Source organism: Allgaiera indica (assembly GCF_900106675.1).
Lineage (GTDB): Bacteria > Pseudomonadota > Alphaproteobacteria > Rhodobacterales > Rhodobacteraceae > Acidimangrovimonas > Acidimangrovimonas indica.
Genome location: NZ_FNOB01000008.1, coordinates 81762 through 105881, shown reverse-complemented (window position 1 = coordinate 105881; position 24120 = coordinate 81762). Strand labels below are relative to the sequence as shown.

Annotated in this window: 25 protein-coding genes; 11 read left to right on the top strand and 14 right to left on the bottom strand. The window is 65.0% G+C overall.

The features are described from left to right. Window positions 1–169 precede the first annotated feature (169 nt). The 8 genes from BLV97_RS09205 to BLV97_RS09170 all read left to right on the top strand — a co-directional run bounded on the left by BLV97_RS09205 (window position 170) and on the right by BLV97_RS09170 (window position 10417). Window positions 170–2134 (top strand): long-chain fatty acid--CoA ligase, encoded by a 1965-nt coding sequence (locus tag BLV97_RS09205; protein ID WP_035844891.1) that lies wholly within the window; start codon window positions 170–172, stop codon window positions 2132–2134. Window positions 2135–2245: 111 nt separating this feature from the next. Then, window positions 2246–3067, top strand: coding sequence for an ABC transporter ATP-binding protein (locus tag BLV97_RS09200; protein WP_035844878.1), 822 nt, complete (start codon window positions 2246–2248; stop codon window positions 3065–3067). 35 nt (window positions 3068–3102) lie between these two features. Next, complete coding sequence (locus BLV97_RS09195; protein ID WP_244520999.1) at window positions 3103–4095, top strand: branched-chain amino acid ABC transporter permease; 993 nt, start codon at window positions 3103–3105, stop codon at window positions 4093–4095. A gap of 37 nt (window positions 4096–4132) precedes the next feature. After that, window positions 4133–5209: a branched-chain amino acid ABC transporter permease gene (locus tag BLV97_RS09190; RefSeq protein WP_035844875.1), complete on the top strand. Its 1077-nt coding sequence runs from the start codon at window positions 4133–4135 to the stop codon at window positions 5207–5209. 67 nt (window positions 5210–5276) lie between these two features. Then, window positions 5277–6581, top strand: a complete 1305-nt coding sequence (locus BLV97_RS09185) for an ABC transporter substrate-binding protein (protein WP_035844873.1) — start codon at window positions 5277–5279, stop codon at window positions 6579–6581. Between the two features lie 71 nt (window positions 6582–6652). After that, the gene (locus BLV97_RS09180; RefSeq protein ID WP_035844871.1) at window positions 6653–7480 is read left to right on the top strand and encodes an ABC transporter ATP-binding protein; all 828 of its coding nucleotides are present in this window, start codon (window positions 6653–6655) and stop codon (window positions 7478–7480) included. Window positions 7481–7513: 33 nt separating this feature from the next. After that, window positions 7514–8731, top strand: coding sequence for a phenylacetate--CoA ligase family protein (locus BLV97_RS09175; RefSeq protein WP_035844869.1), 1218 nt, complete (start codon window positions 7514–7516; stop codon window positions 8729–8731). Window positions 8732–8779: 48 nt separating this feature from the next. Further along, the gene (locus BLV97_RS09170; protein WP_051646197.1) at window positions 8780–10417 is read left to right on the top strand and encodes a peptidoglycan-binding protein; all 1638 of its coding nucleotides are present in this window, start codon (window positions 8780–8782) and stop codon (window positions 10415–10417) included. A 9-nt stretch (window positions 10418–10426) separates the two neighbouring features. On the opposite strand, the gene BLV97_RS09165 is transcribed toward BLV97_RS09170, so the two are convergent. The 8 genes from BLV97_RS09165 to mbfA all read right to left on the bottom strand — a co-directional run bounded on the left by BLV97_RS09165 (window position 10427) and on the right by mbfA (window position 16928). Next, window positions 10427–11374, bottom strand: coding sequence for an alpha/beta fold hydrolase (locus BLV97_RS09165; protein ID WP_035844867.1), 948 nt, complete (start codon window positions 11372–11374; stop codon window positions 10427–10429). Beyond that, window positions 11371–12288: an ornithine cyclodeaminase family protein gene (locus tag BLV97_RS09160; protein ID WP_092164029.1), complete on the bottom strand. Its 918-nt coding sequence runs from the start codon at window positions 12286–12288 to the stop codon at window positions 11371–11373. The genes BLV97_RS09165 and BLV97_RS09160 overlap by 4 nt, the downstream gene beginning before the upstream one ends. Beyond that, on the bottom strand, window positions 12285–12923 hold the full coding sequence (locus BLV97_RS09155; RefSeq protein ID WP_035844860.1) for an HAD family hydrolase: 639 nt from the start codon (window positions 12921–12923) through the stop codon (window positions 12285–12287). Before BLV97_RS09155 ends, BLV97_RS09160 begins: the two co-directional genes overlap by 4 nt. After that, window positions 12920–13366: a YaiI/YqxD family protein gene (locus BLV97_RS09150; protein WP_035844858.1), complete on the bottom strand. Its 447-nt coding sequence runs from the start codon at window positions 13364–13366 to the stop codon at window positions 12920–12922. Before BLV97_RS09150 ends, BLV97_RS09155 begins: the two co-directional genes overlap by 4 nt. Beyond that, window positions 13366–14196: an S-formylglutathione hydrolase gene (fghA, locus tag BLV97_RS09145; protein ID WP_035844856.1), complete on the bottom strand. Its 831-nt coding sequence runs from the start codon at window positions 14194–14196 to the stop codon at window positions 13366–13368. The genes BLV97_RS09150 and fghA overlap by 1 nt, the downstream gene beginning before the upstream one ends. Beyond that, entirely contained in the window at window positions 14193–15134 is a 942-nt protein-coding gene (locus BLV97_RS09140; protein WP_035844854.1) for an AEC family transporter, read from the bottom strand. Before BLV97_RS09140 ends, fghA begins: the two co-directional genes overlap by 4 nt. Window positions 15135–15232: 98 nt before the next feature. Further along, the gene (locus tag BLV97_RS09135) at window positions 15233–15928 is read right to left on the bottom strand and encodes a nitroreductase family protein (RefSeq protein ID WP_092164028.1); all 696 of its coding nucleotides are present in this window, start codon (window positions 15926–15928) and stop codon (window positions 15233–15235) included. Between the two features lie 19 nt (window positions 15929–15947). Further along, window positions 15948–16928: an iron exporter MbfA gene (mbfA, locus tag BLV97_RS09130; RefSeq protein WP_035844810.1), complete on the bottom strand. Its 981-nt coding sequence runs from the start codon at window positions 16926–16928 to the stop codon at window positions 15948–15950. A 198-nt stretch (window positions 16929–17126) separates the two neighbouring features. Here mbfA and BLV97_RS09125 point away from each other — a divergent pair, with 198 nt between their 5' ends. Then, window positions 17127–17753, top strand: coding sequence for a TetR/AcrR family transcriptional regulator (locus BLV97_RS09125; protein WP_035844808.1), 627 nt, complete (start codon window positions 17127–17129; stop codon window positions 17751–17753). Window positions 17754–17790: 37 nt separating this feature from the next. Here BLV97_RS09125 and BLV97_RS09120 read toward each other — a convergent pair whose 3' ends face one another. Together BLV97_RS09120 and BLV97_RS09115 are read right to left on the bottom strand one after the other, a co-directional pair. Then, a complete protein-coding gene (locus BLV97_RS09120) occupies window positions 17791–18522 on the bottom strand; it encodes an NYN domain-containing protein (protein ID WP_035844806.1) in 732 nt (243 codons plus the stop codon). Between the two features lie 11 nt (window positions 18523–18533). Next, window positions 18534–19016: a GNAT family N-acetyltransferase gene (locus tag BLV97_RS09115; protein WP_035844845.1), complete on the bottom strand. Its 483-nt coding sequence runs from the start codon at window positions 19014–19016 to the stop codon at window positions 18534–18536. A gap of 202 nt (window positions 19017–19218) precedes the next feature. On the opposite strand from BLV97_RS09115, the gene sbmA reads away from it, so the two are divergent. After that, complete coding sequence (gene sbmA / locus BLV97_RS09110) at window positions 19219–20430, top strand: peptide antibiotic transporter SbmA (protein ID WP_035844804.1); 1212 nt, start codon at window positions 19219–19221, stop codon at window positions 20428–20430. A 156-nt stretch (window positions 20431–20586) separates the two neighbouring features. Here the strand turns inward: sbmA and BLV97_RS09105 are convergent, their stop codons facing one another. Further along, complete coding sequence (locus tag BLV97_RS09105) at window positions 20587–21168, bottom strand: ATP-dependent Clp protease proteolytic subunit (protein WP_035844802.1); 582 nt, start codon at window positions 21166–21168, stop codon at window positions 20587–20589. A 150-nt stretch (window positions 21169–21318) separates the two neighbouring features. Between BLV97_RS09105 and BLV97_RS09100 the strand changes: the two genes are divergently transcribed. Then, window positions 21319–21630: an I78 family peptidase inhibitor gene (locus tag BLV97_RS09100; protein WP_035844800.1), complete on the top strand. Its 312-nt coding sequence runs from the start codon at window positions 21319–21321 to the stop codon at window positions 21628–21630. On the opposite strand, the gene BLV97_RS09095 is transcribed toward BLV97_RS09100, so the two are convergent. Genes BLV97_RS09095 through paaI form a run of 3 tightly spaced genes read right to left on the bottom strand, consistent with a single transcriptional unit; the run spans window position 21608 to window position 24041 of the window. Beyond that, window positions 21608–22243, bottom strand: coding sequence for a TetR/AcrR family transcriptional regulator (locus tag BLV97_RS09095; protein ID WP_035844798.1), 636 nt, complete (start codon window positions 22241–22243; stop codon window positions 21608–21610). The two genes, BLV97_RS09100 and BLV97_RS09095, sit on opposite strands and share 23 nt — an antisense overlap. 15 nt (window positions 22244–22258) lie before the next feature. Further along, window positions 22259–23569 carry a phenylacetate--CoA ligase PaaK gene (gene paaK / locus BLV97_RS09090; protein WP_035844797.1) on the bottom strand — a complete coding sequence of 437 codons (1311 nt, stop codon included), beginning with the start codon at window positions 23567–23569 and terminating at the stop codon, window positions 22259–22261. Between the two features lie 40 nt (window positions 23570–23609). Further along, window positions 23610–24041, bottom strand: a complete 432-nt coding sequence (gene paaI, locus BLV97_RS09085; protein ID WP_035844796.1) for a hydroxyphenylacetyl-CoA thioesterase PaaI — start codon at window positions 24039–24041, stop codon at window positions 23610–23612. Window positions 24042–24120: the final 79 nt, after the last annotated feature.

Here is a 24120-nt window from a genome sequence, read left to right as displayed (position 1 = left end):
GTTCATGCCGCCAAGGGCCAATCGCCAGTTGTTACAATTCGTAAGGATTGGGCAAAACTCGCGCAAGACTCGGTCCTCACGACTATTCACATGGTGGTGATGGCGCGCGCAGACGTGCCTTGCCCCGTGAAACCGGCAGCCGCCGGCTCTGGGAGGAGGAACGGCCTTGGTGTCTTCGAACGCCGGCGGAGAATATCCGTCGATCCCGGCATTGCTTGCCCGCAACGCCCGCGAGCATCCCGCCCTGGCGGCCTACCGCGAGAAGGAATTCGGCATCTGGCAAAGCTGGACCTGGGCCCAGGCCCAGGCCGAGATCCGCGCCCTGGCGATGGGTTTTCTGGCGTTGGGCATGGCGCGCGGCGATCATGTCGCCGTGATCGGCCGCAACCGCCCTGCGCTGTACTGGTCGATGGTCGCGGCGCAGATGTGCGGCGCCGTTCCCGTGCCGCTGTACCAGGAAGCCACCGGCGACGAGATGGCCTATGTGCTGGACCATTGCGGGGCGCGCTTCGTCGTCTGCGGCGATCAGGAACAGGTCGACAAGGTCATCGAGGTGCAGGACGAGATCCGGCATATCGAGCAGGTCGTCTATCTCGACAAGCGCGGGATGCGGAAATACGACCATTCCCACCTGAACGCGCTAAAGGATGTGGTCGCCGAAGGCCGCGCGGCCCACCACCGGTTCGAGGCCGAGCTTGACGCACGGATCCGTGAACTGGGCTACGACAGCACCTGCGTGATGCTTTACACCTCTGGCACGACGGGGCGGCCCAAGGGGGTGGTTCTGTCCAATCGCAACATCATCGAGACCTCGCGCGCGTCGTCGGAATTCGACCGGTTGCGGGCGGGAGACGAGGTGCTGGCCTATCTGCCGATGGCCTGGGTGGGTGATTTCATCTTCTCGATCGGGCAGGCGATGTGGACGGGGTTTTGCGTCAACTGCCCCGAAAGCCCCGACACGATGATGACCGACCTGCGAGAGATCGGCCCGACCTATTTCTTCGCCCCGCCGCGCATCTTCGAGACCATGCTGACCAATGTCATGATCCGGATGGAGGATGCCGGACGGCTGAAGAAGCGGCTGTTCGATCACTACATGGCGCTGGCCCGCCGCGTCGGCCCGGCGATCCTGGACGGCAAGCCGGTGTCGGCGTCGGACCGGCTGGGTTATGCAATCGGCAACCTGCTGATCTACGGCCCGCTGAAGAACACGCTGGGCCTGACGCGGGTACGCGTCGCCTATACCGCAGGAGAGGCGATCGGACCCGAGATCTTCGATTTCTACCGATCGCTCGGGATCAACCTCAAACAGCTTTACGGCCAGACCGAGGCCTCGGTCTTCATCACCCAGCAGCCGGATGGAGAGGTGCGTTCCGACACCGTGGGCGTGCCCTCGCCAGGGGTGGAACTGCGGATCGGCGACAGCGGCGAGGTGTTCTACCGTTCGCCCGGCACCTTCGTGGAATATTTCAACAACCCCGACAGCACCGCCTCGACCAAGGATGCCGAGGGCTGGGTGGCCACGGGTGATGCCGGCTTCATCGAGGCGGGCACCGGCCATCTGCGCATCATCGACCGCGCCAAGGACGTGGGCAAGATGGCCGACGGTAGCCTGTTCGCGCCGAAATACGTCGAGAACAAGCTGAAGTTCTATCCCAGCATCCTGGAGGCCGTGGTCTTCGGCGCCGGCCGCCAGATGTGTACCGCCTTCATCAACATCGACCTGACGGCGGTGGGCAACTGGGCCGAGCGCAACAACATCTCTTACGGCTCCTACCAGGAACTCAGCCAACATCCGCAGGTGATCGAGATGATCCGCGGCCATGTCGAAGAGGTGAACCGCTCGGTCGCCGAGGATCCGATGCTTTCGGGCTGTCAGGTGCATCGCTTCCTGGTGCTGCACAAGGAACTGGACGCCGACGACGGCGAACTGACCCGCACCCGCAAGGTGCGCCGCGCCACGATCGGCGAGAAGTTCGCCGATCTGGTCGAGGCGCTCTATGGCGGGGCGGCCAGCATCTACACCGAAACCGAAGTGACCTATGAGGACGGCCGCAAGGGCGCGATCAAGGCCACGCTGACGATTAGCGACGCGGCGGTGGTGCCGGTGTCGCAGAAGGTGGCGGCGGAATGAACCGGGGTGCGCCCTCAAGGACTGGCGTCCGGGCTTGTTGCCGTCCAGGGCGCATGCCCGATCGTTCGCGCGCCCTTTGCATGAAAAGCATCATTCGGGGAGATCAGGGAAATGCTTGACGCCAATCCCGAAGGCTACACCACCGCCGACGGACGCAAGATCGGCGGCGTGCTGATGGAGATGCGCAACATCACCCTGCGTTTCGGCGGCGTGAAGGCGATCACCGACATCTCCTTCGACATCCGCGAGGGCGAGATCCGCGCGATCATCGGCCCGAACGGCGCCGGGAAATCCTCGATGCTGAACGTGATATCCGGCTTCTACGTCCCGCAAGAGGGCGAGGTCTGGTTCCACGGCCAGCGCCGCGCGCCGATGAAACCCTATGAGGTGGCCCGCCAGGGCATCGCCCGCACCTTCCAGAACATCGCGCTGTTCGACGGGATGAGCGTGCTCGACAACATCATGACCGGCCGGCTGACGATGATGAAGACGGGCCTGTTTTCCCAGGCGCTGTGGTGGGGCCGGGCCCAGGCCGAAGAGACCGAGCATCGCGAGAAGGTCGAGCGGATCATCGACTTTCTGGAAATCCAGTCGATCCGCAAGACCCCGGTAGGGCGGCTTCCCTATGGGTTGAAGAAGCGGGTCGAACTGGCCCGGGCGCTGGCGGCAGAGCCGAAGCTTCTGCTGCTGGATGAACCCATGGCCGGGATGAACGTCGAGGAGAAAGAGGACATGAGCCGCTTCATCCTCGACGTGAACGACGAATTCGGCACCACGATCGCGCTGATCGAGCACGACATGGGCGTGGTCATGGACCTGTCGGACCGCGTGGTGGTGATGGATTACGGCAAGAAGATCGGCGACGGCACCCCCGACGAGGTGCGCGCCAACCAGGCGGTGATCGACGCCTATCTGGGGGTGGCGCATGACTGACCTGTCCCCGATCCAGCCCAATTACGGAGGCCGCCATGGTTCTGCCTGATCAAGTGCTCTTCGCGATGGAGGCCGCGCTGAACGGCCTGCTGTCGGGGGTGATGTATGCGCTGGTGGCGCTGGGTTTCGTGCTGATCTTCAAGGCATCGGGCATCTTCAACTACGCCCAGGGGGTGATGGCGCTGTTCGCCGCGCTGACGCTGGTGGGCATCCAGCAGGGGCAGGTGCCCTTCGCCGATCTGATCAACCTGATCCCCGGGGTCGAGGTGCACAGTTTTGGCTGGACGGTGCCCTCGGTCCTGGCGATCGTGCTGACGGGTTTGGTGATGATCGGCATGGCGCTGATCATCGAGGCGCTGATCTTGAAACATCTGGTCAACCAGCCGCCGATCATCCTGTTCATGGCCACCATCGGGCTTGCCTATTTCCTGGAAGGGCTGGGCGACACGATGTGGGGCGCCGATATCAAGACCATGGACGTGGGCCTGCCGCAGGGCATGTCCGGCACCATCGACAACGTCACCAACGCCTGGTTCGGCTACGGCTTCTATGTCGATCAGCTGAACATCGTGGCGACGGTGGTGGCGGCGGTGCTGGTCGCGCTGCTGATGCTGTTCTCGCAATATTCAAAGCAGGGCCGGGCGCTGCGCGCGGTGGCCGACGACCATCAGGCGGCGCTGTCGGTGGGGATTTCCCTGCGCTTCATCTGGGTGCTGGTATGGTCGATCGCGGGTTTCGTCGCGTTGGTCGCCGGGATCATGTGGGGCGCGCGCTCGGGCGTGCAGTTCTCGCTTTCGCTGATCGCGCTGAAGGCGCTGCCGGTCCTGATGCTGGGCGGCTTCACCTCGATCCCCGGTGCCATTGTCGGCGGGTTGATCATCGGGATTGGCGAACAATTGTTCGAATTCTGGGTGGGGCCCCTGGTGGGCGGCGCGACCGAGAACTGGTTCGCCTATGTGCTGGCGCTGGTGTTCCTCGTGTTCCGGCCGCAGGGCCTGTTCGGCGAGAAGATCATCGAGAGGGTGTGACGATGCGGCCGGGTCAAGACAACAAGGGAATGCGCTGATGTTCTACCGCGAAGCAGGCGACTTCAAGACCTCCTACAAGGACGACAGCCAGACCTTCCCGATCCGCTTCGACCGGCGCGGCTATTACGCGGCGCTGCTGCTGGGCTTTGCCGTGCTGCCGTTCCTGCTGAACGACTACTGGACCAACGCGGTCTTCATCCCGTTCCTGATCTACGCGATCGCGGCGCTGGGGCTGAACATCCTGGTGGGCTATTGCGGCCAGCTTAGCCTTGGCACGGGCGGGTTCATGGCGGTGGGGGCCTATGCCTGCTACAAGCTGACCACCGCCTTCCCCGACATCAACATCGTCTTCCACATCCTGGCCGCAGGGGTCATCACCGCCGGCGTTGGCGTGCTGTTCGGCCTGCCCAGCCTGCGCATCAAGGGCTTCTACCTGGCGGTGGCAACGCTGGCGGCGCAGTTCTTCCTGGTCTGGCTCTTCAACCGGGTGCCGTGGTTCTACAACTACTCGGCCTCGGGCCAGATATCTATGCCCGAGCGCACGGTGTTCGGCATCCCCGTCACCGGCGCGCAGGTGGCGCCCTGGGCGGGCTATCTGGTGTGCCTGGCGTTCGTCGTACTGCTGGCCTGGATGGCGCGCAACCTGACGCGGGGCGCGACGGGGCGCAAATGGATGGCGATCCGTGACATGGACATCGCCGCCGAGATCATCGGCGTGAACCCCTTGCGCGCCAAGCTGACGGCCTTCGCGGTGTCCTCCTTCTACGTCGGCATCGCCGGGGCGCTGTTCTTCTCGGTCTATCTCGGCGCGGTCGAGGTGGGCGAGGCCTTCGGCATCGAGAAAAGCTTCGCCGTGCTCTTCATGATCATCATCGGCGGCCTTGGCAGCATCTTCGGCAGCTTCGCCGGTGCTGCCTTCATGGTGGTGTTGCCGGTGCTGATCAAGCTGGTGCTGGTCGACAGCTGGGGCTGGCCCACCGATCTGGCGGCCCATATCCGGCTGATGATCGTCGGTGCCTTGATCATCATCTTCCTGATCGCGGAACCGCACGGCATGGCGCAGCTCTGGCGTCTGGCGAAGGAGAAACTGCGTCTTTGGCCCTTCCCGCACTAGGGCGGGCCCCAATCCAGAACCGGGCCCAAGCCCGGCGCACAGCAACCATCATGGGAGGAAAAACCTGATGAAACTGAAACTGGCAACCCTGGCGCTCGCCACCGGCCTGATGGGCGGTGTGCTGACGGCGGCGCCCGCGATGGCGGACCTGGTGTTCCCGTCGCTTTCCTACCGCACCGGCCCCTATGCCGCGAACGGCATTCCCTTCGCCGACGGCTATGCCGATTACATGACCCTCTTGAACGAGCGCGACGGCGGCGTCGGCGGTGAGAAGATCAAGCTGGTCGAATGCGAGACCGGCTACAACACCGAGAAGGGCGTCGAGTGCTACGAGTCGACCAAGGGCACCGGCGCGCTGCTGTATCAGCCGCTCTCGACGGGCATCACCTACCAGCTGATCCCCAAGGCCTCGGCCGACGGCATCCCTATGCTGACCTCGGGCTACGGGCGCACCTCGGCCGCTGACGGCAAGGTGTTCAAATGGATCTTCAACTTCCCCGCCAACTATTGGGACGGGGCGTCGATCATGGTCAAGTATCTGCTGTCGCAGAACAACGACAGCCTGAAGGGCAAGAAGATCGCGCTGGTCTACCACAACTCGGCCTACGGGAAAGAGCCGATCCGCACCCTGCAGGAACTGGAGAAGATGTATGGCTTCAAGCTGAGCCTGATCCCGGTCGATCATCCGGGCCAGGAACAGAAAAGCCAGTGGCTGCAGATCCGCCGCGACAAGCCTGATTATGTGCTGATGTGGGGCTGGGGCGTGATGAACCCGGTCGCGATTCAGGAGGCCGCCAACATCCGCTTCCCGATGGATCATTTCATCGGCATCTGGTGGTCGGGTTCGGAAAACGACGTGAAACCGGTGGGCGCCAAGGCCGATGGCTACAAGGCGCTGAACTTCAACGGCGTGGGGGCCGATTTCCCGATCTATGCCGATCTGAAGAAATACGTCTATGACGCGGGCAAGGCCGCCGGCGCCGGCGATCAGGAGGGCACCGTCCTTTACAACCGCGGCATGTACGCGGCGTTCCTGGCGACCGAGGCGGCCAGGCTGGCGCAGCAGATGTCCGGCAAGAAGCAGATCACCCCGGCCGATATGCGCGACGCGCTGGAGAAGCTCGATATCAGCGAGGCAGTGATGGACAAGGCCGGTCTCAAGGGCTTTGGTCCCACCTTCAAGGTGAGCTGCGCCAACCATGGCGGCCCGGGCGAGGCCAAGGTCAACCAGTGGGACGCCAAGGCCGGAAAGTGGAAGGTCGTGACCGACTGGATCACCTCGGACCGCAAGGTGATCGATCCGCTGATCGAAGAAGACGCCGCGGCCTATGCCAAGGAAAACAACATCACGCCCCGCGCCGATTGCAACTAGGCGCGTGACGAAAACCGCCCCGGCCCGGCCTCTGCGGGCCGGGGCACCCCACCCGCAACAGGGACGAAAAGATGCTGGACGCCGCCCCGCAATCCACTGAAACCCTCCTTGAGGTGAACAATATCGAGGTGATCTACAATCACGTCATCCTGGTGCTGAAGGGCGTCAGCCTGCGGGTGCCCAAGGGCGGCATCACCGCGCTGCTGGGCGGCAATGGCGCGGGCAAGACGACGACGCTGAAGGCGGTGTCGAACCTTCTGCATTCCGAACGCGGCGAGGTTACCAAGGGCTCGATCACCTATCGCGGCGATCGCATCCAGGCCATGGCCCCCGCCGATCTGGTGAAACGCGGCGTGATCCAGGTGATGGAGGGCCGCCATTGTTTCGAACATCTGACCGTCGAGGAAAACCTGCTGACCGGCGCCTATACCCGGCGCGACGGCAAGGGCGCGATCGGCGCCGATCTGGAGATGGTCTATTCCTATTTCCCGCGCCTCAAGGAACGGCGCAGGTCGCAGGCCGGCTATACCTCGGGCGGGGAACAGCAGATGGTGGCGATCGGCCGCGCGCTGATGTCCCGCCCCGAGATGGTGTTGCTGGATGAGCCGTCGATGGGCCTTGCGCCGCAACTGGTCGAGCAGATCTTCGAGATCGTCAAATCGGTGAACGAGAACGAGGGCGTGACCTTCCTTCTGGCCGAGCAGAACACCAATGTGGCGCTGCGCTTCGCCCATTACGGCTATATCCTGGAATCGGGTCGCGTGGTGATGGATGGCCCGGCGGCCGAGCTGCGCGAGAACCCGGATGTGAAGGAATTCTACCTTGGCATGTCGGACGAGGGCCGCAAGTCCTTCCGCGATGTGCGTTCGTACCGGCGGCGCAAGCGCTGGCTGGCCTGATGTGAGTGTGTCGTGGCGAAGGACAAGACCGCAATGAGCAGCTATTTCGACGATCTCGAAACCCGCAGCGCGGACCGCCGTGCCGCCGATCTGGCCCGCGACCTGCCCGCGCAGATCGCCCGCGCCCAGGCCGCGCCGGGCCTGGCGCGGCTGCTGGGAGAGGTCGACGCCAATGCCGTTACCTCGGCCGAGGCGCTGGCGGCGCTGCCGGTGATCCGCAAATCCGAACTGGCTGCGGCGCAGAAGGCCAACCCGCCGCTGGGCGGCCTGATCCCGGCAGGCGGCGGCTACGAGCACATCTTTCAGTCCCCCGGCCCGATCTATGAGATCGGGCGCACCACGCACGACTGGTGGCGCATGGGGCGGTTCCTGCATGCGCTGGGGATCGGCGCGGGTGACATCGTGCAGAACTGTTTCGGCTACCATCTGACGCCCGCGGGGATGATCTTTGAAAGCGGCGCGCGGGCGGTGGGCGCCGCCGTGCTGCCCGCCGGCACCGGCCAGACCGACCTGCAGGTGCGCGCCGCGGCCGATATCGGCTGCACCGCCTATGCCGGCACGCCGGACTACCTGAAGGTGATCCTCGACCGGGCCGAGGCGATGGGCGAGCGCCTGAAATTCAGCCGCGCGGCGGTGGGCGGCGGGGCGCTGTTTCCCAGCTTGCGCGCCGAATATGCGGATCGGGGCATCCAGTGCCTGCAATGCTATGCCACCGCCGATCTGGGCAACATCGCCTATGAAAGCCCGGCGATGGAAGGCATGATCGTGGACGACGGCGTGATCGTCGAGATCGTCACCCCGGGCACCGGCACCCCGGTGATGCCCGGCCAGGTGGGCGAGGTGGTGGTGACCACGCTCAACCCCGACTACCCGCTGATCCGCTTCGCCACCGGCGATCTTTCCGCCGTGCTGCCGGGCGAAAGCCCCTGCGGGCGCACCAACATGCGGATCAAGGGCTGGATGGGCCGCGCCGACCAGACCACCAAGATCAAGGGCATGTTCGTCCGCCCCGAGCAGGTCGCGGCGCTGGTCGCGCGCCACGACGAGGTCGCGCGCGCCCGTGTCATCGCCCAGCGGGAAGGCGAAATGGACCTGATGATCGTGCAGATCGAAACCAGAGCGGCCAATCCCGCGTTGTATGAGGGAAGCGTTCTGGAAACGCTGAAATTGCGGGGCAGGGTCGAGCTTGTGCCGCCGGGGTCGCTGCCCAACGACGGCAAGGTGATCGAGGACCGGCGCAGCTACGACTAGGGTGAAACCGGCCCTCCCCGCGCGACACGGAAATTTGGGAGGGACGCCATGAAACGTCTGTTCGCCGCCACCGCCGCCTGCGCGCTTGTTCTATCGACCCCGCCTTTGGCCTTCGCGCAATCGGCAGGTACGGGGCCGGGCCGGGCGCTGATCCTTGGGACGCCACGCGGCGCCGCGCAGGCTTTGCAACAGGCCGGGCTGCAGGTGACCTTCGACAGCAGCCTGCGCAGTGCCCAACTGCGCCAGGGTTTGTCCGCGTTGTACCAGAAGGGCGGCGACGGTCCGCTGGTGATCGTGCTGAACGGCAGCTTCGCCCATGGCGGCGGCGAGACGTGGTTCCTGGGCGCGGAGGCCGCCGATCAGGCCACCGCGCCGGATCTGGCGACGGTGGGCGCCGTGGGGGTGAACCTTGATACGGTGCTGGCGATCGCGGCCACCCGGCCGGGCCAGGCGCTGGTTGTGCTGGGCGATACCAATTCAAGCCCCGATCTGGGCGATGGCCTGAAGGTCGGGCTTGGGGATCTGGACGTCCCGCAAGGGGTGACCGTGCTGTGGGGGCCGGCAGACAAGGTCTCGGCCTTCGTCAGCGGCCCGCTGTCGCATCCGGGGCGCAGCCTGGCCGCGCTGGTCAAGGATGGCCAATCACTGCGCGCCGACGGCTATGTCTCGGGGGTGGCGCCGTTCCTGCGCGCGGCGCCGCAACAATCGGCGCAAACCCCGCCCTCGGGCGCGGCCGACGATGCTGCCTGGCAGGTGGCGATGCAGGCCGGCACCATCCCTGCCTTGCAGGCCTATCTGAACAGCTTCCCCCAGGGCGCCCATTCCCAGGACGCCAGATCCGAAATCGCCAAGATCCAGGCAGAGCCGGACCGCGCGGCGCGCCAGGCCGAACAGGCGCTGAACCTCAGCACCCGCCAGCGGCGCCAGATCCAGCGGAACCTGTCGCTGCTGGAGCACAATCCCCATGGGATCGACGGGGTCTTCGGTCAGGGCACGCGGTCCGCGATCAAGGATTGGCAACTGCACGAAGGCGGGGTGCGCGCCACCGGTTATCTGACCGCGCAGCAGATCGCCACGCTCAACGATCAGGCCCAGGCGCGGCAAAAGCAGCTGCAGGCCCAGGCCGAGCAGCGCAAGCAGGCCGAGGATGCCAAGGACCGCGCCTATTGGGACCAGACCGGGGCCAAGGGCGACCGGGCGGGGCTGCAGGCCTATCTCGACCGCTATCCCGACGGGCAGTATGCCGATGTCGCGCAGGCGCGGATTGACAAGCTGGACGCGGCGCGGACCGGGGCGGTGGCGCAGCAGGACCGAGACGCCTGGAACGCGGCGAAGGAACGTGACACGGTGCGCGCCTATCGCCGCTATTTGCGGGAGTTCCCGCAAGGTGCCTTTGCTGATCGGGCCGGCGAACAGATCCACCGCCTGACCGTCGACGCCGGCGGTTCGCAGGCCGAGCAGGCCGCGCGGACTGATGAGCAGAACCTCGCACTGACCGGGTTCACGCGCAATCTGGTTGAAAGGCGGCTGGCGGGGCTGGGCTTTGATCCGGGCGCGGTGGACGGGAAGTTCACCGCCCAGACGCGGCGCGCGATCCGCCGGTTCCAGCGGGCCGCGGGCCTGCCGCCGACGGGCTATCTCAATCAGCAGACGCTGGTGCGCCTTGTCGCGGGCGTGCCGAACTAGGGCCTGTGGCTACAGGCTGGCGTCCGACAGGAAATCCGACAGCGCGGCCATGATCTGGCGTGGATGGGTGAAGGGCAGGAAATGGTCCGCTTCGGGCAGGCAGACCTGGCGCGCCGTGCGGTTCAGCTGGGTCAGCCGGCCCAGGGTGGCCAGCGGGATGATCGCGTCGTCCTCGCCCCAGACGGCCAGCATCGGCAGGCCGGTGCGGTAAAGCTGGCGGTGGTCGTCGTCGCGGCTTTCGGCAAGCATGTGGCGCTGGCTGGACAGTACCGCGCGCAAAGAGCCGCGCAAGCCCATTTCGCCACGCATTCGGGCCGGGATCTCGGGGCTCTCTGTCGCAATCTGTTGCGGCCGGTCAAGACCGGAGCGGTAGGCGATGCCGCCCAGCAGCAGCATCGCACCGTCGCCCAGCACCGGCACCCGGCGACAGAATTCGAAGAAACGGCTAAGCTGGTGGCCCAGCCCCGCCGGCGCCAGAAGCACCAGCCTGTTCACCGCCGCCGGATGGCGTGCCGCGAAGGCGGTCGCGATCGCGCCGCCCATCGAATAGCCCATCAGCGTGAAATGGCTGGTGATCTGCTGATCCGCCAACAGCTCTGTCAACTGACGCAGGAAAAAGTCCGAATCCTGCGGCCCCGCGGGCCTGTCCGACAGCCCGCGGCCGAACAGATCGTAGGTGAGCACCCGAAAGCCCTTCTGTGCCAGAGCCTCGGCCAGCGGCGTCCACACATAAGAGGGGGTCGTCAGCCCGTGCACGCAGATCACGATCGGCCCGCGCGACGGGCCGCGCCATTGGTAATAGGTCAGCCCGTCGCTAAGTTCGGCGAAATCGCCGGTGGCCTGGCGCCGCGCACGCGCGTCGACGGGGCGGCGCCGCGCCTCGGCCAGCACCGGGGCGGCGGCGGTCAGCAGAACAAGGGCCGGCAGCGCCAGCCCAAGACCGCCCAGCCAGGTCATTTCTTGCGCATGGTTTCAAGGATGTGGCGCGCGGTCATCAGGTCAAGATGCGCGCCGCCCCCGTTCTTGCACAGGGTGATCTCGTCGGGGTCGGTGCGGGCGAAAAGACCCTTCTCGATATCGTAGAAATCGGCGATCACGTCGCTGTATTCGATCGTGCCGGCCTCCAGCGGGATCTTCAACTCTCCGATATGGCCCAGCGTCGTGTCGCGGGAATCGACGAAGATCCGGGCGCGGCGCAGGGTGTCGTCATCGACCTCGCGCATGTCGGGGGTGTAGGCACCGATCAGGTCCAGGTGGGTGCCCGGGCGCAACCATTTGCCCAGGATCACCGGTGCGTCCGACATGGTCGCGGTGGCAATGATGTCGGCGCCGCGCACGGCCTGTTCCAGGTTGGTCGTGGTCAAGGCGCCGGGGACCTCTTCGGCCAGCCGGGCCGCCGCCGCCATGGTGCGGTTCCAGATCAGGTACTGGGCGCTGGGGAAGACGCTGCGATAGGCTTGCAGCATAGCACGCCCCACCGCGCCCGCGCCGACGATCAGGATCACCCGGCTGTCGGGCCGCGCCAGAAGCCGTGCCGCCAGCAGGCTGCCGCCAGCTGTCTTCCACTTGGTCAGCAGCTTGAAGTCGATGAAGGCTTCGAGATCGCCATCCTTGTCAGAGAACAGCGAGACGCTGCCGCTGAGCGCGGGTTTGCCGTGGGCACGGTTGCCGGGAAAGATGGTCGCGGTCTTCACCGCAAGGCCCATCCCGTCGATCCAGGCCGAGCGCGACAGCATCTTGTCGGCGCCGCGTTCCAGCAGCACGTCGCCAAGCTTGGCCTTGGGCCGCGTGTGCCCGGCCTTGAGCGCATCGGTCAGCGGTATCCATTTCAGCTTCGAGTCGGCCTCTGGGCCGATGTAATCGATTTTCATTCCTGTCCTGCCTCCTTTTCAGTCAGAAGCCCGTCGCGAACCAGCCGGTCGGCCAGGCCCCCGGGCCCCTGAAACAGATGTGTCGCCCAACCGCGGGTGGCGGCGGCGGTAATGTTCTCGGGCCGGTCGTCGGTGAACAGAAGCTGCCCTGGCGCGATCCCCCAATCGGCCCCGCAATCGGCTTCAACCATCTCATAGATCCGCGCGTCTGGCTTGGCCGTCCCCAGGTGGCCGGAGATGTAGCGCCGGTCGAATTCAGTAAGGCATAGATAGCGATTCTCGGTCAGCGCGAAATTCTCTACACCGAAATTTGACAGGGCAAGAACAGGAATTCCCTTCGCCCGAAGCGCGCGCAGAAGCTTTATCGAGCCGGGGATCTCCGGGCCGACGATTTCCAGCCAGTCATCATGCCAGCACAGGATCATCTCGGCGAAATCGGGATAGCGTTTCGCATGGTCATGAACGATCGTTCGAAAATTGGCGCCGCGATCCCACGCTTCGTGCAACGCCAATGGATTTGTGGCGGTAAACATTTCCATCCGGGCGGGTTTTCCGAACTTTCGGTCGAAATGGCGGTGCGGCTGCCATTCGATCAGGACGTTTCCGATGTCGAAGACCACGGCGCGGATGTTCATTTCGCCGCCTCCCGTATCGCGCGTTCCAGCCCGTCGAGAAAACGCGTCCTGTCGGCGCGGGAAAATGGCCGGCCGCCGCCCTGCCGGAACGGATCTGCCGCGCGCAGATCGGTCATCAGATCGCGGGTCGCCAGTGCCGGGCCGATATTGGCCTGGGTCAGCGCCTCGCCGTTGGGCTTTACCACGTGCGCGCCGGCCTCGACGCAGCGCGCGGCCAGCGGGATGTCATTCGTCACCACCACATCGCCGCGGCTCGCGCGCGCGGCGATCCATTTGTCGGCCTCGTCGGGGCCCTCGGTCACATAGACCATCTCGACCAGCGGATTGTCCGAAGGCCGCAGGCCTCCGTTCGACACCAGGTACAGCGTCTGGCGGTGGCGGGTCGCCACGCGCTCGGCCTCGGCTTTCACGGGGCAGGCATCGGCATCCACATAAATCGCCATCAGGCGTAAAGCGCCTCGGCATGGAAGGCGACGTGGTCCTCCATGAAGGTGGCGACGAAGAAATAGCTGTGGTCGTAACCTTTCTGCATGCGCAAGGTGCCGGGCGCGCGGGCGCTGACCATCGCTTCGGCCAGGGCCTCGGGTTGCAGCAAGTCGAGGAAGGGGTCGTCTGTACCCTGGTCGATCAGCAGCGGCCGGTCGAACCCTGTCTCGCGCATCCGCAGGGTCGCGTCATGCGGCGCCCAGCTGGCCTGATCCGCGCCCAGATAGGCGGCCAGTTGCTTGCGCCCCCAATCCGAGGCCGAAGGATGGGCGATCGGCGCGAAAGCCGAGGCCGAGCGGTAGCGGTCGGGCAGGTTCATCGCCAGCGTCAGCGCGCCGTGGCCGCCCATGGAATGGCCGGTGATCGCCTGGCGCTCGCGCTCTAGCGGGAAGGTGTCGAAAGCCAGCTGGGGCAGTTCCTCGGCGACATAATCCCACATACGGAAATGCGGCGCCCAGGGCGCCTGGGTGGCGTTGACGTAGAACCCCGCGCCCTGACCCAGGTCATAGGCCTCGTCATCGGCCACGTCGTCGCCTCTGGGGCTGGTGTCGGGAAAGATCAGCGCGATGCCCTGTTCCGCCGCCCAGCCCTGCGCGCCGGCCTTCACCATGGCGTTCTCGTGCGTGCAGGTCAGGCCCGACAGGTACCACAGCACCGGGACCGGGCCGTCCCGGGCCTCGGCCGGCAGGAACAGACCGAAGGTCATGTCGCAGGCGCAGGCATCGGAATGGTGGCTGTACACGCCTTGCACGCCACCGAAGCAGCGGTTCTCGGAGATGGTCTTCATGAGGTTCCTTGTAACATATCCACCCAGGCGATGACGAACGGCACGGTCAGGATCGACACCACCGTGGAAATCAGGATAGAGGCCGACACCCGCTGTGGCGCGACCCCGTAGTGCTGCGCCAGCATATAGACATTGCCTGCGACCGGAAGCGAGGCTGCGGCGATCATGACAGAGGCCGACGCCAGATCGACGTGGAAGATCAAGAGCGCCGAGATGGCGACGGCCGAGGGGTGCAGCACCAGCTTGCAAAATGAAAGCCACCCCGCCACCTGCATTCGTTCCGCCGATTTCGACGCCAGCGACGCGCCGATCGCAAACAGCGCCCCGGGCGTGGCGGCGGCGCCCAGAAGCCCGGCGAAATCGTTCAGGGGCCCCGGCACCGGCGCACCGGTCGAGGCCCAGATCAGCCCCGCACCCATCGACACGATCATCGGGTTCGCCAGCAGGCCCCTGCCGATCACCTTGAACACCCGCAGCGTCACCCGGCCCGACCGCGCGACATTGATCAGCAGCGTGAACAGCGAAGAGAACACGATCAGGTCGATCGACAGGCACAAAAGGATCGGCCCCGCCGCCTGCTTGCCCATGATCGCTGTCAACATCGGCACACCCAGGAAACCGGTATTGCCGATGATCGCGCATTGCGCCTCTATCGCGGCCTCGCCCAGGCTCAGCCGCCGGAAGACGGCGACCGCAGTGGCCAGCAGGTAGACGGTGGTGCAGCCGGCCAGATAGGCAAGCGCGAAGCGGGTGGAATAGATGTCGCCCAGTGACAAGTTCGACGAAAACCGAAACAGCATCGCCGACAACGGGAAGTAGAACACGAATTTCGTGAGATAGGCGGTCGCTTCTTCGGTGAAGAAGCGCGTGCGCCCGGCCCAGTAGCCCAGCCCGATGATTGCGAAGAACGGAAGCGTGCGGATGAGAATGTCGATCATTTCCGCCCGTCCGGCCTTTCTTTCTGGAAAAGATATCCCCGCCGGAGGATAGAAAGTTCATGTCCTGGCGCGGGATGCAAGGCCCCGTGTTCGAAATTCTAGGCTTTGAGGACGCTCATGACCTGCGCGCAAGACTTCTTCAGCTTGGCGGCCGCGGGTACCGTCGCCGCATCGGCCGGATAGCCCACCGGCAGGATCATCACCGCCTTCTCCTCTGCCGGGCGGTGGCACAGCTCGGGCAGGAACTTCATCGGATTGGGTGTGTGTTCCAGGCAGACGAGCCCCGCATGATGAATTGCCGCGATCAGCATTCCTGTGGCGATGCCCACGCTTTCGGGAACATAATAGTGCTTGTAGCGCACACCCTCGGCGGTGACGCCCCAGCGCTGCGCGAAGACGACGATCAGCCAGGGCGCGATCTCCAGATGCGGCTTGTCCGCCCCTGTGCCGATCGGTTCCAGCGCACGCAACCATTCGTCGCCCGCGCCACCGTCATAGAAGGCGCGCTCTTCCGCCTCGGCGGCGGCACGGATCCGCGATTTCAGGGCCGGATCCGCGATCGCGGTGAAATGCCAGGGCTGGTGATTGGCGCCCGAAGGCGCCGAAGCCGCGGTCTCGATACAGGCGGCGATCACTTCCTCTGCCACTGGCGTCGGCGCGAAGTGGCGCACCGAATGGCGCTTCTTCATGTAGTCGCGAAAGGCGCGGACCTGCGCCAGCGAAGCCTCGGGCGGCACTTGCACCCGATCGGGCAGGGGCAGGGGGCGGTATTCCACATCGTCCTTCGAATACATCCGCCCCTCCTGCGCTGGCTCAGCCGCCGCCGATCAACACGCCGGTCGCGAACACCAGAGCACCGCCCAGCACCACTTGCAAGGCTGCGCGGAAGAACGGGGTCTCCATGAACTTGTTCTGGATCCAGGCGATCGCCCAAAGCTCGATCACCACAATCACCATGGCGACCATCGTCGCGGTCCAGAAATCCGGGATCAGATAGGGCAGCGCGTGGCCCAGACCGCCGAGGGCGGTCATGATCCCCGAGGCGAACCCGCGCTTGAGCGGCGAGCCGCGGCCCGAGATCTCGCCATCGTCGCCCACGGATTCGGCGAAGCCCATAGAGATGCCGGCGCCCACCGCCGACGCCAGGCCCACCAGCAGGGTCTGATGCGGGTCGCGGGTGGCGAAGGCGGCGGCGAAGACCGGGGCCAGGGTCGAAACCGACCCGTCCATCAGCCCCGCCACGCCTGGTTGCACCCAGGTCAGGATGAACTGGCGCCGCGAGGCACGCTCTTCGACGCCCTTGGTGTCTTCGTCCAGATGTTCGGATTTCAGCTGGTCGGCCAGGTCGCCATGATGCGATTCAGCCGCGGCCAGGTCGCCCAGCAGCTTGCGTGTGGCCGCATCCTGCGTTTGCGCGGCCGCCTTGCGGTAGAAGCGTTCCGCCTGCCGTTCCATCGCCTCGGCCTCGTCGCGGATCGTCTCGATCCCCAGGTTCTCGACCAGCCAGATAGGCCGCCGGGCGTAGAACCCCGCCACGTGTTCGCGTCGAATCAGCGGGATCGTGTCGCCAAAGCGGCTTTGGTGCAGTTCCACCAGACGGCGCCGGTGTTCGTCTTCCTCCTTCGCCATCCCGTCGAAGATCGCGGCAGAGGCGGGAAAATCACTGCGCAAGCGAGAGGCATAGGTGCGGTAGATCTGCGCGTCATCCTCTTCCGACGAGATCGCCAGCGCGAGGATTTCCTGCTCCGACAGGTCCGAAAAACGGCGGCGGCCGCCACTGACACCGGGGATCATCGAGTTCTCCTTAATTAGAATTATTCTAAACTAACGATATGGCGTGCGGATGCAAGACACGCCGGTGCCCGATTCGCGGCTTTGTGCGGGCGGTCTGGGTACACTTCGCCGTGCAGAACGCCACCGCGCCCTTCGATCCGGCTTAGAACGCTTGCCGGAACTGAACCAAGCGGTCTATTGTCCGGGCATGGGGGGATCATGACGACTACAGCAAAGGTCAAGCGGGGACGCAAGTTCGACCAGGTCATCGAAGGCGCGCGGCGGGTGTTTCTGCGCGACGGTTTCGACGGCGCCAGCGTCGACGACATCACGCGCGAGGCCGGGGTGTCGAAGGCCACGCTGTATAGCTATTTCCCCGACAAGCGGCTGCTCTTTCTGGAGGTCGCAAAGGGCGAATGCAGACGTCAGGCCGAAACGGCGGTGGAATTCGACGACACCGATTCCGCGCCCGAGACGGTGTTGACGATCGCGGGCCGCCGGATCGCGGAACTGGCGTCTTCGGATTTCGGGCGTAGCGTGTTTCGCGTCTGCGTGGCCGAGGCCGAGCGATTTCCGGAAATCGGGCATGAATTCTACAAATCGGGTCCCGGCCTGGTTCGGCAGCGGCTGATCGCCTATCTGGAGGGCGCGGTGGCGCGGGGACAGCTGGCGATCGACGATATCCCGCTGGCGGCGGCGCAGTTCGCGGAATTGTGCCGCGCCGAGGTGCATGTCCGCCGCCTGTTCCACCTGGACGAGACATTTTCCGCCAAGCGGCGCGACGGCATCGTCAGGGGGGCCGTCGAGATGTTCATGTCGCGCTATGGCGTGCGGAATCGCGATTAGGGCCGTGGCCCTGGCCGTGTCGGCCGGGCCAGGGCGCTCAGGCCAGGTCACGCACTTCCCAATGGTTGCCCGTGGCCTTGCGGATCTCGAACCGGCCGGACTTTCGGATCAGGTCTGACAGCTTGGCGCTGCCGTAGGTGCGGCTGTCGAAATCGGGATGCGCCTGCGATATGTACTGGCCGATCTGACCCAGGGAATACCAATCGTCCTCGTCCCCGATCGCGCGCATCGCCTCGACGATCAGCGGGATTGCATCCTTCGCCGGGGTCTTGCGCGACGGGTTTGCAGGCGCTTTCTCCGTCGTCGCGGTGCCGGGTTCGGGTTCATCGGCCTCGATGTTTTCGATATAGATGAAGCGATTGCAGGTCGAGCGGAAGGCCGCGGGTGTTTTCTGCTCGCCGATGCCGTAGACATCGATCCCCTGTTCGCGGATGCGGGCGGCGAGGCGGGTGAAATCGCTGTCGGAAGACACCAGCACGAAGGCGTCGAACAGCCCAGAATGCAGGAAATCCATCGCCGAGATCACCAGTCCGATATCAGAGGCATTCTTGCCCCTGGTGTTCGAGCTTTGCTGATCGGGCACCAGCCCCATTTCTGATGCCTTGTCGTGCCATTTGCGCAAACGCTCGCTGGTCCAGTCGCCATAGACGCGGCGAACCGAGGCCTCGCCCAGGCGGGCGATCTCGCGGAAGATCGCCTCGGCATGGCGGACGGGCACGTTGTCGGCGTCGATCAGGACGCACAGGCGCGGGGCGCGGGTATCGGGCATCTGGGCCTCCTTCACAGCGTCTTGTACATCACCAGGGCGTCGACATAGCCCAGCTTCGGATGGTTGAATGCGCCCGGCAGCCGGCCCGCGACGCGGAAATCATAGCTTTCCCAGATCGCGATGGCACGCTGATTGGTCGAGACGACGAAATTGAATTGCATCGCCCGAAACCCGCGCGACCGCGCCCGGCGCAGCGAATGTTCCAACATCAGCCGCGCCACCCCCATGCCGCGCGATTCAGGATCGGTGACGAAGCCGCAATTGGCGACATGCGCGCCGCCGCCCTTCTGGTTGGCGCAAAGGTAATAGGTGCCGCGGGCCATACCGTCCTCTTCGGCCAGAAAGACGTCATGGCCTTCCTCGAACCATTGCGCCAGCGCATCCTCGCGCCTGATGTCACGCGAAACGCAATAGGTTTCGCCTGCGCGGAACACGGGTTCCAGCATCGCCCAGATCGCGTCATGGTCGTCGGGAAGCGCGGACCGTATTTGCACGATGGCCTCCTGTGTCGCGGGTGCGCGAAAGCTCTCCTGCTTGATACAGGGCGCGACGCGGAAGGAAAAGCCCGGGGGGACGGCCCGTGTAACCTGGAACAAATCGACGTGATACCGGGCGGTTGCGCGGTTCACGCCCGGCGTCTTGGCCCATAGATCGTAGGCCGAGGCCCGGTGGCGGCCGCAAACCCGGGGCCGCGTCGTGTTCAGATCCTTCTTCCCGAAGCCGCGTCTGTTTTTCCCCAGCGTTCTGCTGTGGACCCTGTTCGCGGTGGTGGTCTGGTATGGCTATGCGCGTGACCTGGGCGCGGCCTTCGGCATGGGGCCACCCCCCGCTGACGCGCGCCCGGTCATCGGGCTGGGCTTTTTCTTCACGCCCGATTTCCTGTGGTTCTACATCTATTGCGCCCTGTTTCTGGGCCTGTTCACCGCCGCCTGGGCAATCTTCTCGCCGCATCCCTGGCAATGGTGGTCGATCCCCGGTTCGGCGCTGATCATCTTTTCCGATTACTTCAGCGTGCAGACCACGGTGGACCTGAACAATTGGCAACGGCCGTTCTTCGACGCGATCCAAAGGGCGCTGGACGGCAAGCCCGGCGTCACCCAGGGCGATTTGTACGGGATGCTGTGGATCTGGTTCCAGATCGCGGTGGTCTGGATGCTCGTCTACATCGCGACCCGGTTCTTCACCAGCCACTACGTCTTTCGCTGGCGCACCGCGATGAACGATTTCTACATGGCGCACTGGTCCCACGCGCGCACGATCGAGGGCGCCTCGCAGCGGGTGCAGGAAGACACCGCCCGCTTCGCGGCGATCGTGGAAGACCTGGGCGTGTCGATGGTGGATTCGGTGATCACCCTGTTTGCCTTCATGCCGGTGCTTGCGGGGCTCAGCCATTACGTGACCGCGCTGCCCCTGATCGGAAAGATCCCGGAACCGCTGCTGGTCGCGGCGATCTTCTGGTCGCTGTTCGGCACGGTCTTGCTGGCCGCAGCCGGGGTCAGGCTGCCGGGCCTGGCCTTCAACAACCAATTGACCGAAGCGGCCTATCGCAAGGAACTCGTCTACGGCGAGGACGACCCCGAGCGCGCCCACCCGATGACCGTGGGTGAATTGTTCGGCAATGTGCGGAAGTCCTATTTCCGCTACTTTTTCCACTTCGCGTATTTCAACGTCTTCCGAGGCTTCTACATCCAGGCCGACAACGTCTTCGCCAACATCATCCTGATCCCGACCATCGTGGCGGGCAAGATCAGCTTCGGGGTGATGCAGCAGATCCTGACTGCCTTCGGGCAGGTCACCGGCTCGTTTCAGTACCTGGTTGGATCCTGGACCACGATCATCGAGCTACTGTCGATCCACAAGCGGCTGCGCGGCTTCGAAAAGGCCTTCCCGAAAGGGGTTCTGGACTAGCGCTGTGGCCTTTGCAGGTGCGCGCGCCGGGGGTGTCACACCCCCGGACCCCCGCGGAGTATTTTTCCCAAGATGAAGACCAAAGCACCCTCTTGCCCTTCATCTTGGCGAAAGTACTCCGGGGGTGCGGGGGCAGCGCCCCCGCGCGAAGGGCCGTCAGGCCAGATCGTCCATCGTCTCGATGATCTTGCCGCACAGGCCGTAGTCGATCGCCTCCTTTGCGGTCAGCCAGAAATCGCGCTGGGTGTCCTGCGAGATCTTCTCGGGTGTCTGACCGGTGGCTTCCGCGAACAGCTTGTCGAAGCGTTCGCGCATGATGCGGATCTGTTCGGCCTGGATCTGCATGTCCGAGACCTTGCCGCCGATCCCGCCCGAGGGCTGGTGCAGCAGGAAGCGGGTGTTGGGCAGGCAGTAGCGGTCCGCGCGGTCGGCGCCGACGAAGATCAGCGCGCCCGCCGAGGCCACCCAGCCAGAGCCGATGGTGCGCACCTTCGGGCGAATGAACTTGATCATGTCGTGGACCATGTCACCCGATTCGACATGCCCGCCGGGCGACGAGATATACATGTTGATCGGCTCGTCGCCGTCCTGCGCCAGGGCAAGCAGCTGCTGGGTGACCCGGCTGGCGAGCTTGTCGTTGATCTCGCCGGCGACAATCACGCTGCGGCTCTTGAAGAAAAGCTGCTCGACCTGCGGGCTTTTCGTCTTGTCGTCCTTATCGTCCTTGGTCTCGGCCATCGGGGCGATCCTTCCTTAACTGGTCTGGCGACACCCTAGCGTGTGGCCGGGCGGTGTCCAGTGGCCGGACCGGAACAGACATGGCATCGGAAGGCTTGCGCCGGCGCCGCGAAGCGTCAAGACTTCGGTCAGGCAAGGATGGAGGCAGTGATGCGGTTGACGATGGCCGGTCTGGGGATGGCGGTGCTTTTGGCGGGGTGCGGCGGCGGGCCTGCGGACATGTCCGATGTGCAAGGCACGGTGGCACCCGCAGGCGCGGCTACGGTCAGCCCCGCGCGCTGCGGGGCCGAGAAACTTCAGGGCCTGATCGGCAAGAACGAGATGGTGCTGCAATCGACCGACCTGCCCAGCCCGGCGCGGATCTATCAGGTCGGCTCGCCGATCGTGAAGGATTACAATGCCCATCGGCTGAACGTGGAATTCAGCAAGGCACGGATCATCACGCGGGTCTATTGCGGCTAGGGGCCTGGGGCGGGGCGCTTACTGCTGCGATGCCGCCAAGCACCATGTCGGTGACCAGGTCGCCGTAATCGCTGCGGCTCATGCCGTGGCCGGGCCGGTGCCAGATGTAGAACCAGTTCAGCATGCCGAAGACGCTCATCGTCACGGGGCGCAGGTTGGGGGCATGGTCCAGCCCGGGGGCGGCCTCGGCCAGCACGCCGGAAAGCGCGTCGACCAGCCGGCGCTGCAGCATGACCAGCGGCGTGCGGCGGGCCTCGGGCAAGGTGGCCAGCGCGTCGATCTGCAGCTTGTGCTCGGCATCGGCGTCGCGATAGGCGGCCAGGATCGCCTGGATCAATGCCCGCAGGCGGAGGTCCGGGGCCAGATCCGAGGTCTCGGCCAACGCCGCGTCGACCACCCGCACCAGGTCCGACAGATGCGCCTCTAGAATGTCGTAGAGCAGCGCCTCCTTGCTGTCGTGGTAATGGTAGATCAGCGCCTTCGAGACGCCGCAGGCCGCCGCCGCGCCGGCCATCGAGGCGCGATCGTAGCCATGCGCGGCGAAATAGGCCGCCGCGCCCTTGCGGATCGCGGCGCGCTTTTCGTCGTGGTCGTGGGCAAGTCCCCTAGCCATTCCGAACCACCCCGGTCACCCCTTCGGCCGCTTGTCGAGGATGCGTATTGCCTTGCCCTGGCTGCGCGCCACCCCGCCGGGTTCGGCCACCGCGACGCGGACGCTGACGCCAACGCGATGCTTGATGCGGTGACCCAGGGTCTTTCCGGCGCTGTCGCGCCGATCGGGCGATGCGCATTCGGCCGTGGCCTCGACCAGCACCGTCATCTCGTCCATGCGGCCGGTACGCGTCAGCTCGATCTGGAAATGCGGCGCAAGTTCGGGGACCGCCATCAGCTGTTCCTCGATCTGGGTCGGGAAGACGTTCACGCCGCGCAGGATGATCATGTCGTCCGTGCGTCCGGTGACCTTTTCCATCCGCCGCATCGCCCGCGCGGTACCGGGCAGCAGGCGAGTCAGGTCGCGGGTGCGATAGCGGATGATCGGAAGGGCTTCTTTCGTCAGCGTGGTGAAGACAAGTTCGCCCTTCTCGCCCTCGGGCAGCACCTCGCCCGTCTCGGGGTCGATGATCTCGGGGTAGAAGTGATCTTCCCAGATATGCAGCCCGTCCTTGGTTTCCACACATTCGTTCGCGACGCCGGGGCCCATCACTTCGGACAGGCCGTAGATATCCACCGCATGCATATCGAACGATTGTTCGATTTCAGCGCGCATCGCATTTGTCCAGGGCTCGGCCCCGAAGACGCCCACGTTCAGCGGGCTTTCGCGCGGGTCGCGGCCCTGGGCGCGGTATTCATCGAGGATCGACAGCATGTAAGAGGGTGTCACCATGATCGTCGAGGCGCCGAAATCCTCGATCAGTTGCACTTGGCGCGCGGTCATTCCGCCCGACACCGGTACCACGGTACAGCCCAGTTTCTCGGCCCCGTAATGCGCGCCCAACCCCCCGGTAAACAAGCCATATCCATAGGCCACATGCACCACGTCGCCCGGACGGGTACCGCTGGCGCGCAGGCTGCGGGCAACGCAGTCCGCCCAGGTCTCGATATCGCGCGCGGTATAGCCGACAACGGTAGGTTGCCCCGTGGTGCCCGAAGAGGCATGCAAGCGCGAAATGTTCTCGCGCGGGACGGCGAGCAGGCCGAAGGGGTAATTGTCGCGCAAATCCTGTTTCACAGTGAAGGGGAATTTCGCCAGATCGGCGAGGCCGCGCAGATCGTCGGGGTGTACACCAGCATTATCGAATGATTGTTTGTAAAAGGCCACGTTGTCGTAGGCGTGGCGCAGCGACCATCTCATCCGCTGCAATTGCAGCGCCGAAATCTCATCGCGCGAGGCGATCTCGATCGGGTCCAGATCGCCCTTCTTCGGTGTCAGATCCTTCATGCCTTCCTCCCTTCGGCAACGCCGCGCCCGACGTGCCGCCCTAGGTATCTTCCTCAAAATGATGGCCGTTGACCTGACGCGAGGCACCGCGAAACAGCGCCACCTGGCGGCCGTCCTCTCCGGTCACCGTCACGTCGTAAAGACCCGAACGCCCCGTGCGGCTGATCTCTTGCGCGGTGGCGGTCAGGCGCTCGCCCTCGCGGCCCGGGCTGAGGTAGCTGATGGAATTGTGCTGGGCCACGACCTTGGTGTTGTAGCTGTTGCAGGCGAAGGCAAAGGCCGAATCCGCCAGCGTGAAGATATAGCCGCCATGGCAGATCTTCTGGCCATTCAGATGATGCGGCGCCACCGTCATCGACATCACCGCCGCACCGGGCGCGACCGCATCCAGGCTGGCGCCCAACCAATTCGAGGCCTGATCCTTGGCCCACATCGCCTGGGCGCTGCGTTCGGCCCGCTCCTGTGGCGTCATGCGATTCCTCCCCCTCGTCCCACGGGGATGCTGCACAAAACCGACCGGCCGGTCAATAGTGTTGCGCGGACTGCGCGAA

Bases quoted from the DNA above. Each gene is read 5' to 3' on its own strand.
- BLV97_RS09160 (WP_092164029.1), bottom strand. From the start codon at position 12,288: ATGAAAATCGATTACATCGGCCCAGAGGCCGACTCGAAGCTGAAATGG.
- BLV97_RS09155 (WP_035844860.1), bottom strand. From the start codon at position 12,923: ATGAACATCCGCGCCGTGGTCTTCGACATCGGAAACGTCCTGATCGAA.
- BLV97_RS09175 (WP_035844869.1), top strand. From the start codon at position 7,514: ATGAGCAGCTATTTCGACGATCTCGAAACCCGCAGCGCGGACCGCCGT.
- paaK (WP_035844797.1), bottom strand. From the start codon at position 23,569: ATGAAGGATCTGACACCGAAGAAGGGCGATCTGGACCCGATCGAGATC.
- BLV97_RS09185 (WP_035844873.1), top strand. From the start codon at position 5,277: ATGAAACTGAAACTGGCAACCCTGGCGCTCGCCACCGGCCTGATGGGC.
- BLV97_RS09180 (WP_035844871.1), top strand. From the start codon at position 6,653: ATGCTGGACGCCGCCCCGCAATCCACTGAAACCCTCCTTGAGGTGAAC.
- BLV97_RS09135 (WP_092164028.1), bottom strand. From the start codon at position 15,928: ATGTATTCGAAGGACGATGTGGAATACCGCCCCCTGCCCCTGCCCGAT.
- BLV97_RS09200 (WP_035844878.1), top strand. From the start codon at position 2,246: ATGCTTGACGCCAATCCCGAAGGCTACACCACCGCCGACGGACGCAAG.
- BLV97_RS09165 (WP_035844867.1), bottom strand. From the start codon at position 11,374: ATGACCTGGCTGGGCGGTCTTGGGCTGGCGCTGCCGGCCCTTGTTCTG.
- mbfA (WP_035844810.1), bottom strand. From the start codon at position 16,928: ATGATCCCCGGTGTCAGTGGCGGCCGCCGCCGTTTTTCGGACCTGTCG.
- BLV97_RS09170 (WP_051646197.1), top strand. From the start codon at position 8,780: ATGAAACGTCTGTTCGCCGCCACCGCCGCCTGCGCGCTTGTTCTATCG.
- fghA (WP_035844856.1), bottom strand. From the start codon at position 14,196: ATGAAGACCATCTCCGAGAACCGCTGCTTCGGTGGCGTGCAAGGCGTG.
- BLV97_RS09195 (WP_244520999.1), top strand. From the start codon at position 3,103: ATGGTTCTGCCTGATCAAGTGCTCTTCGCGATGGAGGCCGCGCTGAAC.
- BLV97_RS09190 (WP_035844875.1), top strand. From the start codon at position 4,133: ATGTTCTACCGCGAAGCAGGCGACTTCAAGACCTCCTACAAGGACGAC.
- paaI (WP_035844796.1), bottom strand. From the start codon at position 24,041: ATGACGCCACAGGAGCGGGCCGAACGCAGCGCCCAGGCGATGTGGGCC.
- BLV97_RS09095 (WP_035844798.1), bottom strand. From the start codon at position 22,243: ATGGCTAGGGGACTTGCCCACGACCACGACGAAAAGCGCGCCGCGATC.
- BLV97_RS09105 (WP_035844802.1), bottom strand. From the start codon at position 21,168: ATGGCCGAGACCAAGGACGATAAGGACGACAAGACGAAAAGCCCGCAG.
- BLV97_RS09100 (WP_035844800.1), top strand. From the start codon at position 21,319: ATGCGGTTGACGATGGCCGGTCTGGGGATGGCGGTGCTTTTGGCGGGG.
- BLV97_RS09120 (WP_035844806.1), bottom strand. From the start codon at position 18,522: ATGCCCGATACCCGCGCCCCGCGCCTGTGCGTCCTGATCGACGCCGAC.
- BLV97_RS09140 (WP_035844854.1), bottom strand. From the start codon at position 15,134: ATGATCGACATTCTCATCCGCACGCTTCCGTTCTTCGCAATCATCGGG.
- BLV97_RS09125 (WP_035844808.1), top strand. From the start codon at position 17,127: ATGACGACTACAGCAAAGGTCAAGCGGGGACGCAAGTTCGACCAGGTC.
- BLV97_RS09150 (WP_035844858.1), bottom strand. From the start codon at position 13,366: ATGGCGATTTATGTGGATGCCGATGCCTGCCCCGTGAAAGCCGAGGCC.